17 protein-coding genes are annotated in these 14,663 nt (G+C 64.3%); 14 read left to right on the forward strand and 3 right to left on the reverse strand.

Annotated elements, in window-relative coordinates; translation table 11 throughout:
• The first annotated feature begins 16 nt into the window (after nt 1–16).
• The 9 genes from F8G81_RS21270 to F8G81_RS23640 all read left to right on the forward strand — a co-directional run bounded on the left by F8G81_RS21270 (nt 17) and on the right by F8G81_RS23640 (nt 8,507).
• Nucleotides 17–817 (forward strand): hydroxypyruvate isomerase family protein, encoded by an 801-nt coding sequence (locus tag F8G81_RS21270; protein WP_267276611.1) that lies wholly within the window; start codon nt 17–19, stop codon nt 815–817.
• Nucleotides 818–870: 53 nt separating this feature from the next.
• On the forward strand, nt 871–1,749 hold the full coding sequence (locus F8G81_RS21275) for a 2-hydroxy-3-oxopropionate reductase (RefSeq protein WP_267276612.1): 879 nt from the start codon (nt 871–873) through the stop codon (nt 1,747–1,749).
• Nucleotides 1,750–1,882: 133 nt separating this feature from the next.
• Entirely contained in the window at nt 1,883–3,673 is a 1,791-nt protein-coding gene (gcl, locus tag F8G81_RS21280; protein ID WP_267276613.1) for a glyoxylate carboligase, read from the forward strand.
• A gap of 1 nt (nt 3,674) precedes the next feature.
• A complete protein-coding gene (locus F8G81_RS21285; protein WP_267276614.1) occupies nt 3,675–4,874 on the forward strand; it encodes a glycerate kinase in 1,200 nt (399 codons plus the stop codon).
• A complete protein-coding gene (allB, locus tag F8G81_RS21290; RefSeq protein ID WP_267276615.1) occupies nt 4,867–6,210 on the forward strand; it encodes an allantoinase AllB in 1,344 nt (447 codons plus the stop codon). The genes F8G81_RS21285 and allB overlap by 8 nt, the downstream gene beginning before the upstream one ends.
• Before the next feature lie 10 nt (nt 6,211–6,220).
• Nucleotides 6,221–6,595: a winged helix-turn-helix domain-containing protein gene (locus F8G81_RS21295; RefSeq protein ID WP_416377075.1), complete on the forward strand. Its 375-nt coding sequence runs from the start codon at nt 6,221–6,223 to the stop codon at nt 6,593–6,595.
• Nucleotides 6,596–6,674: 79 nt separating this feature from the next.
• On the forward strand, nt 6,675–7,154 hold the full coding sequence (bcp, locus tag F8G81_RS21300) for a thioredoxin-dependent thiol peroxidase (protein WP_267276616.1): 480 nt from the start codon (nt 6,675–6,677) through the stop codon (nt 7,152–7,154).
• A 120-nt stretch (nt 7,155–7,274) separates the two neighbouring features.
• Nucleotides 7,275–7,757 carry a hypothetical protein gene (locus F8G81_RS21305; protein ID WP_267276617.1) on the forward strand — a complete coding sequence of 161 codons (483 nt, stop codon included), beginning with the start codon at nt 7,275–7,277 and terminating at the stop codon, nt 7,755–7,757.
• 300 nt (nt 7,758–8,057) lie between these two features.
• Nucleotides 8,058–8,507, forward strand: a complete 450-nt coding sequence (locus tag F8G81_RS23640; protein ID WP_416377154.1) for an HXXEE domain-containing protein — start codon at nt 8,058–8,060, stop codon at nt 8,505–8,507.
• 165 nt (nt 8,508–8,672) lie between these two features.
• Here F8G81_RS23640 and F8G81_RS21310 read toward each other — a convergent pair whose 3' ends face one another.
• The gene (locus tag F8G81_RS21310) at nt 8,673–9,059 is read right to left on the reverse strand and encodes a DUF1801 domain-containing protein (protein ID WP_267276618.1); all 387 of its coding nucleotides are present in this window, start codon (nt 9,057–9,059) and stop codon (nt 8,673–8,675) included.
• A 198-nt stretch (nt 9,060–9,257) separates the two neighbouring features.
• On the opposite strand from F8G81_RS21310, the gene F8G81_RS21315 reads away from it, so the two are divergent.
• Nucleotides 9,258–9,830, forward strand: coding sequence for a GNAT family N-acetyltransferase (locus F8G81_RS21315; RefSeq protein ID WP_267276619.1), 573 nt, complete (start codon nt 9,258–9,260; stop codon nt 9,828–9,830).
• A 12-nt stretch (nt 9,831–9,842) separates the two neighbouring features.
• Here the strand turns inward: F8G81_RS21315 and F8G81_RS21320 are convergent, their stop codons facing one another.
• Together F8G81_RS21320 and F8G81_RS21325 are read right to left on the reverse strand one after the other, a co-directional pair.
• Entirely contained in the window at nt 9,843–9,986 is a 144-nt protein-coding gene (locus tag F8G81_RS21320; protein WP_267276620.1) for a hypothetical protein, read from the reverse strand.
• A 166-nt stretch (nt 9,987–10,152) separates the two neighbouring features.
• Nucleotides 10,153–10,347 (reverse strand): hypothetical protein, encoded by a 195-nt coding sequence (locus F8G81_RS21325; protein ID WP_267276621.1) that lies wholly within the window; start codon nt 10,345–10,347, stop codon nt 10,153–10,155.
• A 376-nt stretch (nt 10,348–10,723) separates the two neighbouring features.
• On the opposite strand from F8G81_RS21325, the gene F8G81_RS21330 reads away from it, so the two are divergent.
• Genes F8G81_RS21330 through F8G81_RS21345 form a run of 4 tightly spaced genes read left to right on the forward strand, consistent with a single transcriptional unit; the run spans nt 10,724 to nt 14,543 of the window.
• Entirely contained in the window at nt 10,724–11,839 is a 1,116-nt protein-coding gene (locus tag F8G81_RS21330; RefSeq protein WP_267276622.1) for a PP2C family protein-serine/threonine phosphatase, read from the forward strand.
• Entirely contained in the window at nt 11,836–13,806 is a 1,971-nt protein-coding gene (locus F8G81_RS21335) for a glycosyltransferase (protein ID WP_267276623.1), read from the forward strand. The genes F8G81_RS21330 and F8G81_RS21335 overlap by 4 nt, the downstream gene beginning before the upstream one ends.
• A complete protein-coding gene (locus F8G81_RS21340; protein ID WP_267276624.1) occupies nt 13,796–14,128 on the forward strand; it encodes an STAS domain-containing protein in 333 nt (110 codons plus the stop codon). Before F8G81_RS21335 ends, F8G81_RS21340 begins: the two co-directional genes overlap by 11 nt.
• Nucleotides 14,121–14,543, forward strand: a complete 423-nt coding sequence (locus F8G81_RS21345) for an ATP-binding protein (RefSeq protein WP_267276625.1) — start codon at nt 14,121–14,123, stop codon at nt 14,541–14,543. The genes F8G81_RS21340 and F8G81_RS21345 overlap by 8 nt, the downstream gene beginning before the upstream one ends.
• Nucleotides 14,544–14,663: the final 120 nt, after the last annotated feature.

Below are 14,663 nucleotides of genomic sequence, written 5' to 3' on the forward strand. Positions count from 1 at the left end.
CCGGAAGGACCACCCCATGACGTACACAGTGAACTGCTCCATCCTGCTGACGGAGCTGCCCCTGCTCCAGCGCCCCGCCGCCGCGAAGGCAGCCGGCTTTGACGCCGTCGAGTTCTGGTGGCCGTTCGACACGTCCGTCCCCACCGACGCCCAGATAAACGGGTTTGAAAACGCCATCAACGACGCCGGCGTCCAGCTCACCGGACTGAACTTCAACGCCGGCAACATGCCCGGCGGCGACCGCGGCCTTGTCTCCTGGCCGGAACGTTCCACCGAATTCCTGGACAACATCGACGTTGTGGCCGGCATCGGTGAGCGGCTCGGTTGCAAGGCCTTCAACGCCCTTTACGGCAACAGGATCGACGGTGAATCGCCCGAGAAGCAGGACGCCATTGGCGCGGAAAACCTCGCGACGGCGGCAGCCGGCGTCGCGCGGATCGGCGGCACTGTCCTTCTGGAACCGGTCAGCGGCGCACCCAGGTATCCCCTCCTCACGGCTGATGACGCGCTCAGGGTTATCGCCCGCGTGAAGGCCGAATCCGGCGCAACCAACGTCAAGCTGCTCGCCGACTTCTACCACCTGGCAGTCAACGGCGACGACGTGGAATCCGTCATCGAAAACCACGCCAAGGACTTCGGCCACATCCAGATCGCCGACAACCCCGGCCGCGGGGCTCCCGGAACCGGCGAGCTTCCCCTCGGCGAATGGATCGCCCGCAGCCGCGAACTCGGCTACAACGGCTACATCGGCCTTGAATACAAGGAACCGCAGGAAACCGCCTTCAACTGGGCCATCCGCCAGCGCGCCACGCGCTAATAGCACAACCGCGCTAAAAAGCCGGCCTCACAGACTTCAGAAAGAGAACCATCATGAGCAACGTTGCAGTTATCGGACTCGGAATCATGGGCCTGCCCATGGCCATCAACCTCGTCAAGGCCGGCCACACCGTCACCGGCTTCAACCGCAGCCAGGACAGGATCGACAAGCTCGTCTCCGAAGGCGGCAAGGGCGCCACCGGCATCGCGGACGCCGTCAAGGACGCCGACGTCGTCATCACCATGGTGCCGGACTCCCCCGATGTTGAAGGCGTGGTCAGCGGCGACGACGGTGTCTTCGCCAACGCCAAGAAGGGCGCGCTCTGGATCGACGCGTCCAGCATCCGCCCCGACGTCGCCAAGCGCCTCTCCGACCAGGCCCGCGAAGCCGGCATCCGCCCCCTCGACGCACCCGTCAGCGGCGGCGAACAGGGCGCCATCGACGCCGCCCTCTCCATCATGGTCGGCGGCGACAAGGAAGACTTCGACGCAGCCTCGGAGGTCCTGACCGCCGTCGGCAAAACCATCGTCCACGTGGGCCCCTCCGGCTCCGGCCAGACCGTCAAGGCAGCCAACCAGCTGATCGTCGCGGTCAACATCGAAGTCCTCGGCGAGGCGATCGCTTTCCTCGAGGCCTACGGCGTGGACACCGATGCCGCCCTCAAGGTCCTCGGCGGCGGCCTGGCCGGCTCCAAGGTCCTGGACCAGAAGGGCCAGAAGATGCTCGACCGCAACTTCGACCCCGGCTTCCGCCTGGCCCTCCACCACAAAGACCTGGGCATCGTCACCTCAGCCGCCCGCGAAGCCAACGTCGCCGTCCCCCTCGGCGCCGTCGTCGCACAGCTCGTCGCCGCCACCGTCAACCAGGGCGACGGCGCACTGGACCACTCAGGACTCTTCAAACAGGTCCTCCAGCTCAGCGGCCGCAACTAGCCCCCTCCCGCCCCCAAGAGTTTTTGTCCAGATACGGCGACCAAAACGCCCTTTATCTCGCCGTATCTGGACAAAAACTCGCTTCGGCACACCCAAAAACAGACTTCCCCACCAGACTTAGTAGGAGCACACCATGAGCAAGATGCGTACCGTTGATGCAGCGGTGGCCATCCTGGAAAAGGAAGGCGCCATCGAGGCGTTCGGCCTGCCAGGCGCCGCCATCAACCCCTTCTATTCGGCCATGCGCGCCCACGGCGGCATCCGCCACACCCTGGCCCGCCACGTTGAGGGCGCCAGCCACATGGCCGACGGCTTCAGCCGCGCCAAGGACGGCAACATCGGCATCTGCATCGGCACGTCCGGACCCGCCGGCACCGACATGATCACCGGGCTTTACGCTGCGTGGGCCGACTCCATCCCCATGCTCTGCATCACCGGCCAGGCACCCGTGGCCAAGCTGCACAAGGAAGACTTCCAGGCCGTGGACATTGAGTCCATCGCCAAACCGGTCACCAAGATGGCCATGACCGTCCTAGAGCCCGGCCAGGTTCCCGGCGCGTTCCAGAAGGCCTTCCAGCTGATGCGTTCCGGCCGCCCCGGCCCCGTGCTCCTGGACCTGCCCATCGACGTGCAGCTGGCCGAGATCGAATTCGACATCAACACCTACGAGCCGCTGCCCGCCGAGAAGCCGAAGGCCTCCCGCAAGCAGTTGGAAAAGGCCCTGGACATGCTGACTGCCGGCGAGCGCCCGCTGATCGTGGCCGGCGGCGGCATCATCAACGCCGGTGCGTCCGCGCAGCTGGTGGAACTGGCCGAGACCCTCAACGTTCCGGTGATCCCCACACTGATGGGCTGGGGCACCATCCCGGACGACCACCAGCTGATGGCCGGTATGGTGGGCCTGCAGACCAGCCACCGCTACGGCAACGAGAACTACCTGCGCAGCGACTTCGTCATCGGCATCGGCAACCGCTGGGCCAACCGCCACACCGGCGGCCTGGACACCTACACGGCCGGCCGGAAGTTTGTGCACATCGACATCGAACCCACGCAGATCGGCCGGGTGTTCTCGCCGGACTTGGGCATCGCGTCCGACGCCGGTGCGGCGCTGGCCGGGCTGATTGAGCTCGCCCGCGAGCGCAAGGCGGCAGGGTCCCTGCCGGACTACTCCGGCTGGGTTGCCGAGTGCCAGGAGCGAAAGGCCTCCCTGCACCGCAAGACCCACTTCGAGAACATCCCCATCAAGCCGCAGCGCGTGTACGAGGAGATGAACAAGTCCTTCGGCCGCGACACCATCTACGTGTCCACCATCGGCCTGTCCCAAATCGCCGGCGCCCAAATGCTGCACGTGTTTGGCCCGCGCAAGTGGATCAACGCCGGCCAGGCAGGGCCCCTGGGCTGGACCGCCCCGGCAGCCCTCGGCGTCGTGCGCGGCAAGCCTGACGAGACGGTGGTTGCCCTCTCCGGCGACTACGATTTCCAGTTCATGATCGAAGAACTGGCCGTGGGCGCGCAATTCAACCTGCCGTACATCCACGTGGTGGTGAACAACTCCTACCTGGGCCTGATCCGCCAGTCGCAGCGCGGCTTCAGCATGGAGCAGAACGTGTCCCTGGCGTTCGAGAACATCAACAGCGCGGACCTGTCCGAAACCACCCGCGGCTACGGCGTGGACCACCTCAAGGTGGCCGAAGGCCTGGGCTGCAAGGCCGTCCGCGTGGAGGACCCCAACGACCTCGCCGCCGCGTTCGACAAGGCCAAGGCCCTGATGGGCGAGTTCCAGGTTCCCGTGGTGGTGGAGGTGATCCTGGAAAAGGTCACCAACATCTCCATGGGTGTGGAAATCAACGCCATCAACGAGTTCGAAGAACTGGCCGAGACGGCCGCGGACGCGCCCACCGCCATCTTGGCGCTGCAGGCCTGACATGCGGATCGTGATTGCACCGGACAAGTTCAAGGGATCACTCTCGGCACCGGACGTGTGCAGGCACCTGGAAAGGGGACTGCAGCTGGCTTCTGGCGGGAACCTTGACGTCGTCGGCATTCCAGTGGCTGACGGCGGCGAGGGCACCCTCGACGCCGCCGTCGGCTCCGGCTTCACCCGCCGGATCGCCACTGTCAGCGGGCCCACCGGCCAAGTGATCGAGGCGGATTTCGCCGTCCGCGGCCACGAGGCGGTCATTGAGATGGCGGCTGCCTCGGGCCTGGCGCTCCTCCCCGCAGGGGTTCTGGTTGACGGACGGCCAGGCTCGACGGCGGCCACCACCGCCACCAGCCTGGGCACCGGGCAGCTGATCCGTGCCGCACTGGACGCCGGCTGCCGGCGCATCGTGTTGGGTGTTGGGGGCAGTGCGAATACCGACGGCGGCGCGGGGCTTCTGCAGGGGCTCGGCGCCAGGTTCCTGGACGCAACGAACAACGAACTCCCGCCGGGCGGCGCTGCGCTGGCCAACCTGCACAGCATCGACTTCACGCACTTTGAACCCCGCCTGGTGGACGCCCGCTTTGTGCTGGCGTCCGACGTCGACAATCCCCTGCTGGGCGCCCAGGGCGCCGCCGCCGTATTTGGGCCCCAAAAGGGCGCAACACCACAGGACGTCGAGCTCCTCGACGCCGCCCTGGCCAGGTTCGTCGAAGTCCTGGCCAGGGAAATCGGGATCCGCGCCATCAAAGCCGCGGAGGCCCCAGGCGCCGGGGCGGCAGGTGGCGTGGGCTTCGCTGCAATAGCGGCCCTGGCCGCAAGCCGCCGGCCGGGCATCGACGTCGTGCTTGAATTCACCCAACTGGCGCGGCGGATGGAGGGCGCGGATCTTGTCATCACCGGGGAAGGCAGCCTGGACGAACAAAGCCTGCTGGGCAAAACCCCGACGGGCGTGGCCAGGGCGGCCGCGGCAGCCGGCGTGCCCGTAATTGCCGTATGCGGCCGTACCACCCTTGACCGCGGACAGCTGGTGGAAGCCGGGTTCCAGGATGTTTACGCTTTGACTGGGCTTGAAAGCAATGTAGACAGGTGCATAGCAGAGGCGGGAAAGCTTCTGGAGCAGCTGGGCAAGCAGATCGGCGGACAGCTGGCGGCCAACAGGCTGCCACGGCCCGCTCGCAGTAAGGAGGACCTCCATGTCTGAAGAGCGCTTTGACCTCGTCATCCGGGGCCAGCGGATCCTCACCACGGCCGGCATCGCGGCCCGGGAGGTGGGCGTCCGCGGCGGCAGGATCGTTGCTATCGAGCCGCTGGGCAACGGGCTGGACGGCACCGAGATCATCGAACTTGCCGACGACGAAACCCTGCTTCCGGGCCTGGTGGACACCCACGTCCACGTGAACGAGCCCGGCCGCACCGAGTGGGAGGGCTTCGCGTCCGCCACCCGTGCCGCGGCAGCCGGCGGCGTCACCACCATCATCGACATGCCGCTGAATTCCATCCCGCCCACCACCACGGTGGCAGGCCTCAAGCTCAAGCGCGAGGTCGCCGAGGACCAGGCCTTTGTGGACGTCGGGTTCTGGGGCGGTGCCATCCCGGGCAACAAGCCTGACCTCCGCCCCCTGCACGATGAGGGTGTGTTCGGCTTCAAATGCTTCCTGCTGCACTCCGGCGTGGACGAGTTCCCGCACCTGGACGCGGACGAGATGGAGGAGGACATGGCCGAGCTGAAGTCCTTCGATTCACTCATGATTGTCCACGCCGAGGATTCGCACGCCATCGACCACGCACCCCACCCGGGCGGCGACCAGTACTCAACCTTCCTGGCCTCCCGTCCCCGCGGCGCGGAGAACAAGGCCATCGCCGAAGTCATTGAGCGGGCCCGCTGGACGGGTGCGCGGGCGCACATCCTGCACCTGTCGTCGTCGGACGCGCTGCCCATGATCGCCACCGCAAAGCGCGACGGCGTCCGCCTCACCGTTGAGACGTGCCCGCACTACCTCACTCTGGTGGCGGAGGAGATCCCCAACGGCGCCACCGCCTATAAGTGCTGCCCGCCCATCCGTGAGGCGTCCAACCGGGAGCTGCTGTGGCAGGGCCTGCAGGACGGGACAATCGACTGCATCGTCTCGGACCACTCCCCCTCCACGCTGGACTTAAAGGACCTGGAGAACGGTGACTTCGCCGTGGCCTGGGGCGGCGTTTCTTCGCTCCAGTTGGGCCTGTCGCTGGTCTGGACCGAGGCCCGGCACCGCGGCATTCCGCTGGAGCAGGTGGTCAGCTGGATGGCCGAGAAGCCGGCCGCCCTGGCCCGGCTTTCCACCAAGGGCCAGCTGGCGCTGGGCTACGACGCCGACTTTGCGGTCTTTGCGCCGGACGAGGCGTTCGTGGTGGACGCCTCCAAGCTCAAGCACAAAAACCCCATCACCCCGTACGACGGTAAAGCGCTCTCCGGTGTGGTCCGTCAGACGTTCCTGCGCGGGAACCGGGTGGACGGCAAAACCCCCACCGGCAAGCTCATCCGCCGCGGCGGGGTCTGAGGGCGGCAGCATGACTGTGGTGGCCGACGGCGGCACCCGGCTTCCGCCGTCGCGCGGTGCTGTCAGCCGGATGGCTGTTGATCTGGCTGCCTGCCAGGTCCTGCTGGACGGCCGGGAGGTTCCATTGTCCGGCGTGGAATTCCAGCTGCTTCGCTACCTTGCCCAGAACTGTTCGCGCGCTGTTGACAGAACAGAACTTCAGCGGTTCCTTGACTCTTTTGATACCCCTGGCGCTTCACTCCGGGCCATTGACGTGTATGTGGGGAGGCTGCGCCGGAAGCTCGGAAATGCAGGCCATGCCGTCACCACCGTGCGGGGCCGCGGATACAGGTTTATCCAAGGTCCGTGTGCCACCATTCGCGGACCGGCGGAATACTGCATATGACGCCGGAGTTGTTGCTAGAGCGGGAAGCCGCTTCACTTGTTGTTTTGCCTCTAATGCCAGAGTCTCGCGAAGGATTGCCATGAGCCCCACACTGACCACCAAGCTTCAGCCCGGAACCCAGGCCCCTGATTTCTCCCTGAAAGACGCCAAGGGCAACACCACGTCCCTGGCCGCCTACCGCGGCAAACACGTCATTGTTTACTTCTACCCGGCAGCGGCCACCCCCGGCTGCACCACTGAAGCCTGCGACTTCCGTGACAGCTTGGCATCCCTGCAGGGCTCCGGTTATGAAGTCATCGGCATCTCACCCGACGCCCCGGAAAAGCTGGCCAGCTTCACAGGAGACTTTGGCCTGACCTTCCCGCTGCTCTCGGACGAGGATCACCGGGTGGCCCTCGCCTACGGCGCCTGGGGTGAAAAGCTGGTCAACGGCGAAATCACCGAAGGAATCGTCCGCTCCACCGTGGTCCTTGACCCCGAGGGTAAGGTCACTCTGACCCAGTACCAGGTCAAGGCCGAGGGCCACGTCGCTGCGCTCAAGGAAGCGCTGGGCGTCTAGGCGGGCATCTAGGCGGGCGCCTGGACGGGCGTCTTAGTGGGCCGTATAAGTCCTGTCGGAAGGACCCAGTAAGATCACGGGAGCGGCCGCTGGGGCCGCAGTGAAAACGGGGGAACTCCTATGCCTGCAAAAACCATGCTCCGACTCTCGGCCTGCGGGGCGGCAGTAGCGGCATTGATGGCCACGGCCATCAGCCCGGCCCAGGCGGCCAGCACCGAAGGCACCAAAATCACCGTCCGCGATACGTGCACGGAACTGGCACCTGACATGACGTCATGCCTCTCGATGACGGAGCGCCGGATCGAAGTCCATGCGCCGTCCGGCATCAGCGTGCTCCAGGGTTACCGCGAGTATTCAACCAGCACCACGTACCCTGACGGCTCCTACACAAGTGACGGGACGCGCAGGTACGTCTACGTCTACTCGTCGAGGGTTGAAGTTCCAGACGGGACCATCTACTTTGACCCCCAGGTGGCAAGGGTTGATGGGTCTGATGTCCTGTCCTTCGCTGACGGGTTGACCTGTGTCCTCGATACCAACCTCGTGGAAGCGAACGGCACCGGCGGCTACAACCACAGCACGGGGTCCTGCACCTACAGCTGATGTGCCTGCTCCCTGACAGAGGCCCGTCCGATCCTTTTCGGATGGGCCTCTGCTGCGCCAAGGGGCAGAGGGGGGACCACCGGGAGCGTGAATGAGGTGTGAATCGCAGCGATCCCTGGCTGCATTTTCGCGGCGCTAGATGTTGCCCTGTGTTCCGCAAACCGCTGCCCTGCCTGAACGCCGCTTTACCGGCACCACTAGGGTTAGGACGTGAGTAAGTCCTCTACCGGTAACCCTGCCTGCGTGGCGGGGGGGCTTTTCGTCGCGTGGGCAATTCATGACCTTGAGGAAATGGCGACTATGCCTGCCACCTCGGAAGTCCTTGCAACGCAGCTGGAGCGAACGCAGTGGGCCCCAGCCGTTGCCTTGGCCAACCACGTTCGTACAAGCACCAAGGAATCGGCGCTTGCCATCCTATTGATGGGCACACTTGTGGCAGGAGCCGCCGTCCATGGTGCGGCTACCAACGGGCGCAGTCCGTTTTTTCAATACGTCCTGGCTGGGCTGCACGGCCATGTTTACACTCACATCGCCGCCAGCTTCCGCCTGAGAGGATACTCGACTGGCGTAGTAACAGCTATTGCCGTCATGCTCCCCTATAGCCTTCATGCCCGCCGCGTGTTGCGGGCAAATGGATCGCTGATCGAAGGCCCGTACCCATACGTGCTCGGCGGCGTCCTCTTGCTGCCGGCAACCTTTGCCTGCCACACCTTGGCTCGCGTTTTGAGCGGCAGACGCGACCGCCAATAGCTACAAATCCAAGGACTTCCAGCACTGGGCAGGCGGGGGGAAACTGCTGCTTCAAGAAAGCAGTCTTGGTGTTATGAGAGGGATGCTATCCCTGAAATTCATTACGCGAACTAAGTTTCAAGGCTTCGGCTACCACAAGCAGTCCCGTCAGGGTTCGGTTTGTATCTAGGCCCGGACCCATTCCCGGACAAGCTCGACGAATTCCTGCTCGCGAGCCATCGCGGCCTGCGCATCTGGAAAGATTACTTGGCCGCGGTCTTGGCCGATCATTTCCAACAGACCACTCCATTTCGGGGCATCAAAATGCATGTCGTCCTCGATGGCCTTGGCGCCGCGGTGAAAAATCAGCTGAATGTGATGCAGCGGCCGCAGGTTAAACGTGACCCGATCAACGGAATTGAAGCAGAAACTCGGTGCCTTCCATTTTATCTGCTCGGTTATTGCATCATCGGCGTCCAGAACAGCCAACCGCAGGTGTTCAATCGATGGCTTCATGGGATGAACCAGCGTCTCAAGGAACGAATCAACAATCGGGTTTCGGTTTAGCGTCATAAGGCTAGTCAACACCCTGCGGGTAAAAGGGCTAATGGGCCGTCTCACAAAGAGATGAACTGCTCAGAACCCGCGCCATGACCAGGACTCCTCAACGCTCGTATCCGACGGTTACGACAGTAAGGAGCTCAACCAAAAGCCGCCCAGAATCGCCCCGGTAGCGTTGTGGGCGTCCTGCGCCGGTGACAGGATTGCCGCATGGGGATAGAAATCCGGCCGGCCACGGAGTTTGAAGACCTGAAGGCGGTGGTGGGACCCAAGCGGCCCGACGCCAATGTGTGCTGGTGCCTGAGCTACCGCATCCCTTCCAAACAGAACCTGGAGCTGCAGGGCCCGGCCCGCGGGGACTTGGTGAAGGAGCTGGTGGCGCAGGATCCGCCGCCCGGCGTCCTCGCGTACGACGGCGACGACGTGGTGGGCTGGGCGGCAGTCCACCCGCGCGCGGACACCAGTTTTGCCCGCAACCGCAAGATCCCGCATGTGGATGAGCTCGACGTCTGGTCCGTGTGGTGCATCCGGGTCCGGCCCGGGCACCGCGGCAAGGGCATCTCCCATCACCTGCTGGAGGGCGCCGTCGCCATGGCCCGCGCGTACGGCGCACCTGCCATCGAGGGGTACCCGGTGGACAACAACGGTAAAAAGGTGGACCTCACCATGGCCTACGTGGGCACCCGCCAGCTCTTTGAACGGGCCGGGTTCGTCAAGGCCGCCGATACAGAGTCGGTGCTTAACGGCTTCCCGCGGGTGCTGATGCGCCTGGACCTGCACTGACGCCGCGCTTCTTCAGTGCCGCACTATTTTCTTCCAGAGTCGTGCAATTTTTTCCCAGCGCCTGCGCCAGTCCATGTCCATTAGCCAGAGGGCCAGAAGAAGCCCATCCACCGTCATAAGGCCTGCAATCAGGTAGCCCCACCCGATAAGCAGCATGGCAATCTCCTGACCCTGTAATCCCCAGCCGCTCGATTGTCCCCAAGTGTGGCATGGAAAAGGCCGCCGAGGAACGTAGTCCCCGACAGTATGTGGGTCACCGCAGCGTACTTTGCGGCCTTGGCGAGAGCCGCTGGCCGGTATGGGCCGGGTCGTTGCCGGGTGGCTACTTCAGGAGCGCCACCACACGGCCATGGACTTCGTTTTCGCGGTTGACAAGACGGGTGAGCCGCTCCACTTTCTCCGAGAATTCGATCCCCACAGCCAGCCTGTCGCCGGGCCAGCTCGAGGCCTCCCTGGAGTCCCCCAGGGCTTTGGCCAGGGCACGCGAAAGCAAACGGATCCGCCATGAATGCTTCAAGTAGTGAAAGGTTCGCTGAGGGTAGTGGCGCTGCCTCAGAAGCACCATCAGTTCCCAAAGCCACAGCACAACGGCCACCAGCCTCCACCCGGTTCGAATTCTCCGCATATGCTCCTGCACCGTCCTCCCGCAAGCCGACCTTTGGCCGTTGAACCTTCACTTCGAGTGTCCCGAGGGTTGCTCAATATCCCCTCAAGGAGGACCAAGGATTTCGACAATCCTGTGGGAAGGCGCGACTCAGGCAGGGGCGCCTGGACGAAAACCGGCTCAACCAGCGCAGTGAAAATTCGTTGCGTCGGGTGTCATATGCGTCGCAGTTCACCGCAGGATGCGTGCCCGGCGTGACAAGCCTGTAAAGACAGTAGTTAATAGGAGCATGCCTTACCTTCCCGAGACCCGCCGTGCCGTTGTGATTGAGGATGACCCGGACATCCGCGGGCTGCTGGTGCGGGTCCTGACCAAGCAGGGTTTCGAGGTCACCGAGGCGGCTGCGGGCTTGCCGGGCGTGGAGGAAGTCCGCAGAGCCAAGCCGGACCTAGTCACCCTGGATCTGAACCTGCCGGATCTTGACGGCCTTGAGGTCTGCAAGCTCCTTCGGGAATTTTCGGACGCCTTTATTGTGATGCTCACCGCCCGGACGGATGAACTGGACAAACTGACGGGGCTGGACAACGGTGCTGATGACTACATCAGCAAGCCGTTCAGCCCCCGGGAACTCCAGTCCCGGGTCAATGCGCTCTTCCGGCGCCGCCAGCCCACGGCGGTGGCGGACCCCGCCGCCCAGGATGAGCTGGCGCGGGCCACCGAGGTGCAGCTGAGCCTGCTGCCCAAGGAGGACGTCAGGGTGGACGGTTACGACCTCGCCGGGATGTTCCGCCCTTCCCGAAGCGTGGGCGGGGACTTCTACGACTGGTACCGCACGCCTGATGGCCTGCACCTGACCTTCGCCGATGCCATGGGCAAGGGCATGGGAGCAGCCCTCATCGCTGCCACTGTGCGTGCCGTGATGCGCTCCATGGGTCCTCTCACCAACCTGGACGAGGCCTTTACAGCCGCGAGCACTGCCATCGCCTCAGACCTCGATTCGTCCAGTTCCTTTGTGACCCTGTTCCATGCCCGCCTTGACGCCGTCTCCGGAACCGTCAGCTATGTCGACGCCGGCCATGGGCTTGCGCTGCACGTGGACGCCGGCGGGACGGCCCGCCGTCTTGCCTCCGGAGGCCCGCCGGTCGGGGCATGGGGCGGTTCAACCTGGCCGCAATCGGCACTGGTCCTGGCTCCGGGCGATTCCCTGGTGGTGGTGAGCGACGGCGTGCTGGATGTCTTTGATTCCGTGGAGGCGTTCACGGAAGCAGTGCTGCAGGCCACGCACGGCCAGGACTCCGCCGTCGCCGCCAGCGATGCCATCCTGTCCCTGGCACCGGCGGAATCCGCAGACGATGACGTCACAGTGGTGGTGGTTCGGCGCCTTCCGGTGGCAGCCGGAGCGTGACACGGTTCTGGACCCGCCTGATAGTAGTTCTGACGGTTGTCCTTGGCTTGAACTATGTGGCCTGGCGGTGGTCAGCCTCGCTGAACTGGGACGCGTGGTGGATCTCGGTTCCGCTGGTGATTGCAGAAACCTACAGCCTCATCGACGTCATGCTGTTTGGCATGACGGTGTGGAAACTGAAGCTGCGCAAGGGTGCTCCGGAGGCTCCCCGGGATGCCACCGTGGACGTTTTCATCACCACCTACAACGAGCCGCTGGACATGGTGATGACCACGGCGCTGGCGGCCCAACGGATCCGCCACCCGCACAGCACCTGGATCCTGGACGACGGCTCGCGCGCGGAACTCAAAGCCCTCGCTGAGGAACACGGCCTGGGCTACGTCACGCGCAGCGAGGACTGGACCTCCAACTTTCCCCGGCACGCCAAGGCAGGCAACCTAAACAACGCGCTGATGCAGACGCACGGCGAATTCCTCCTGATCCTGGACGCGGACCAGATCCCCGAGCCGGACATCCTGGAAAAAACCCTGGGCTACTTCAACAACCGCCGCGTGGCGCTGGTCCAGACCCCGCAGTACTTCAGCAACGTCCCTCCCTCAGACCCCTTGGGCAGCCAGGCTCCCCTGTTCTATGGCCCCATCCAGCAGGGCAAGGACGGCTGGAATGCGGCCTTCTTCTGTGGCTCCAACGCCATCCTGCGCCGTGAGGCCCTGATGCAGCTGGGCCTGGTGGGCTATGTCAAGGAGACCGAAAAGAGCATCCGGCGGGCCTTGGCGGCGTCGCGGTCGGCCATCAGGCAGGCCAGGAAATCGGCGGACATGGAATCGCCGCTGGTGGCCCAGGTGCTGGACGAGGTCCAGGTGGCCACTCTGGAAGCCCAGCAGGAACTGGACAACGGGGCCCCGCTGGGCGAAATCACGTACCGGGTCCGGCGCCGCGTGGACCAGGCCGTCCAGGCCCTCGTCATGGCTGACGTTTCGGCCCTCCAGGCGGATCTTGAGGAGATCGCCGCCATGGAGCTCGCACATGTTGGCGAAGCCGGCGTACCGGTGGTGGCCGATGACGCCGTGAAGCGGATGGCAGCCCGCGACTGGTCTCCGCTGGGCGCACTGGAATCCGTGCAGGCAGTGCTGGACGCGCTGTCCGTGGAACGGAATGACGAGGCGCAGCCCGTGATGCCGCTCGCCACCATTTCCGTCACCGAGGACATGGCCACGGCCATGCGCATGCACTCGATGGGCTGGGAGAGTGTTTACCACCACGAGATCCTTGCCTACGGGCTGGCGCCGGAAGACCTCAAGACCATGCTGACCCAGCGGCTCCGCTGGGCACAGGGAACCATCCAGGTAATGCTGCGGGAAAACCCGTTGGTCCAGCGCGGCCTCAAGATTGGCCAGCGCCTGATGTACTTCGCCACCATGTGGACCTACCTCAGCGGATACGCGGCCATCATCTACTTCGCAGCCCCCATCATCTACCTCCTGGTGGGAACCCTGCCGGTAATCAGCCTGAGCACGGACTTCTTTATCCGCTTCATCCCCTTCATGGTGGTGAACCAGCTGCTGTTTGCCGTTGCCGGCCGCGGAATCAGCACCTGGCGCGGCCAGCAGTACAGCCTGGCGCTGTTTCCCACCTGGATCAAGGCCTGCTCGACGGCGGCCCGGAATGTCTGGTTCGGACGTCCCCTGGGGTTCGCCGTCACGCCCAAGTCGCGCCAAAGCGGCGGTCCCTCCTGGAGCCTGATCCGGCCACAGATCGTGGTGTCCGCACTCCTGGCGGTGGCCGCCGTCGTCGGCCTGGTGCGGCTCGCCGCGGGACTGGCCGAGCCGCTAGGCACGCTGGTCAACGTTGCCTGGGTTATTTTTGACCTGGCGGTGATGAGCGTCCTGGTCCAGGCCGTTCGGTACAAGGGGTTTGAACCCGTTCCGCAAGCAGAGCCTGAAGAGAGGAAATCCGGTGGAGTTTAGCTACGAAATCAAGGACTCGTATGCGGAGGTGAAGGCCGACGGGCGGCTCAACATGGTGTCCGCGCCCAAGCTCCGCGAGTTTGTCACGGACGTCATCGCGGGCGGGTCCAACAGGATTGTTGTCAACCTGGAAAACACCGCCTTTATGGATTCCTCCGGGCTGGGGGCCCTGATCGGCTGTCTCAAGGCAGCCCGCCAGGCGGGCGGGGACCTTCGGATCGCCGCTGTCCAGCCGCAGGTGAAGATGGTGCTTGAGCTGACCAGCATGGACCGGGTGCTTACCTCCTACACTTCCCCGGAGGAGGCGTTCGGCAATGACTGAAATCCTGGCCCACAGCAGCTTCCGCGGATTGGCCACTGGAGAGGCCATCGATTCGATCCATGATCACTTGGATGGGCTCTGGGCAGATGCTCCCTTCGTCCAGGACATGGACCAGATGACGTTCACAACCGCCGTGATCGAGGCCGCCACCAACATCGTCCAGCACGCTGAACCGGCGAAGGAACTGGCGGTTGAGCTGGGGGTGGACATCAGCGTACAGGCGGCACTCCTGCAGGCGCGGGTCAGCGCCTTCAACGCCAAACCGCCGTTCGGACCCATGGAACCGGGAGTGCCGGACGATGAATCGGAGTCCGGCCGCGGGCTCGCCCTGATCCAGGCACTGGTGACTACTGTGACGTTCGAGCGCCAGGACGGCACGAACACCTGGATCCTGTCCCGGTCGTCCCAAGGCTAAGTTCCAGGACTCAGCCCAAAGGGCCGAACTGGAACGCCGTTGCCTTGACAGCCTGTATCGCCGTCAGCTTCACTATTACGTATGCTGAAATAACAGTTCCATGATGCGGAAGGTTTCCTT

It is taken from the genome of Arthrobacter sp. CDRTa11 (genome assembly GCF_026427775.1).
In the GTDB taxonomy this organism is placed as follows: Bacteria; Actinomycetota; Actinomycetes; order Actinomycetales; family Micrococcaceae; genus Arthrobacter.

Coding starts and splice junctions, on each gene's coding strand:
- F8G81_RS21270 (WP_267276611.1), top strand. CDS start 17: ATGACGTACACAGTGAACTGCTCCATCCTGCTGACGGAGCTGCCCCTG.
- F8G81_RS21275 (WP_267276612.1), top strand. CDS start 871: ATGAGCAACGTTGCAGTTATCGGACTCGGAATCATGGGCCTGCCCATG.
- gcl (WP_267276613.1), top strand. CDS start 1,883: ATGAGCAAGATGCGTACCGTTGATGCAGCGGTGGCCATCCTGGAAAAG.
- F8G81_RS21285 (WP_267276614.1), top strand. CDS start 3,675: ATGCGGATCGTGATTGCACCGGACAAGTTCAAGGGATCACTCTCGGCA.
- allB (WP_267276615.1), top strand. CDS start 4,867: ATGTCTGAAGAGCGCTTTGACCTCGTCATCCGGGGCCAGCGGATCCTC.
- F8G81_RS21295 (WP_416377075.1), top strand. CDS start 6,221: ATGACTGTGGTGGCCGACGGCGGCACCCGGCTTCCGCCGTCGCGCGGT.
- bcp (WP_267276616.1), top strand. CDS start 6,675: ATGAGCCCCACACTGACCACCAAGCTTCAGCCCGGAACCCAGGCCCCT.
- F8G81_RS21305 (WP_267276617.1), top strand. CDS start 7,275: ATGCCTGCAAAAACCATGCTCCGACTCTCGGCCTGCGGGGCGGCAGTA.
- F8G81_RS23640 (WP_416377154.1), top strand. CDS start 8,058: ATGCCTGCCACCTCGGAAGTCCTTGCAACGCAGCTGGAGCGAACGCAG.
- F8G81_RS21310 (WP_267276618.1), bottom strand. CDS start 9,059: ATGACGCTAAACCGAAACCCGATTGTTGATTCGTTCCTTGAGACGCTG.
- F8G81_RS21315 (WP_267276619.1), top strand. CDS start 9,258: ATGGGGATAGAAATCCGGCCGGCCACGGAGTTTGAAGACCTGAAGGCG.
- F8G81_RS21320 (WP_267276620.1), bottom strand. CDS start 9,986: ATGCTGCTTATCGGGTGGGGCTACCTGATTGCAGGCCTTATGACGGTG.
- F8G81_RS21330 (WP_267276622.1), top strand. CDS start 10,724: ATGCCTTACCTTCCCGAGACCCGCCGTGCCGTTGTGATTGAGGATGAC.
- F8G81_RS21345 (WP_267276625.1), top strand. CDS start 14,121: ATGACTGAAATCCTGGCCCACAGCAGCTTCCGCGGATTGGCCACTGGA.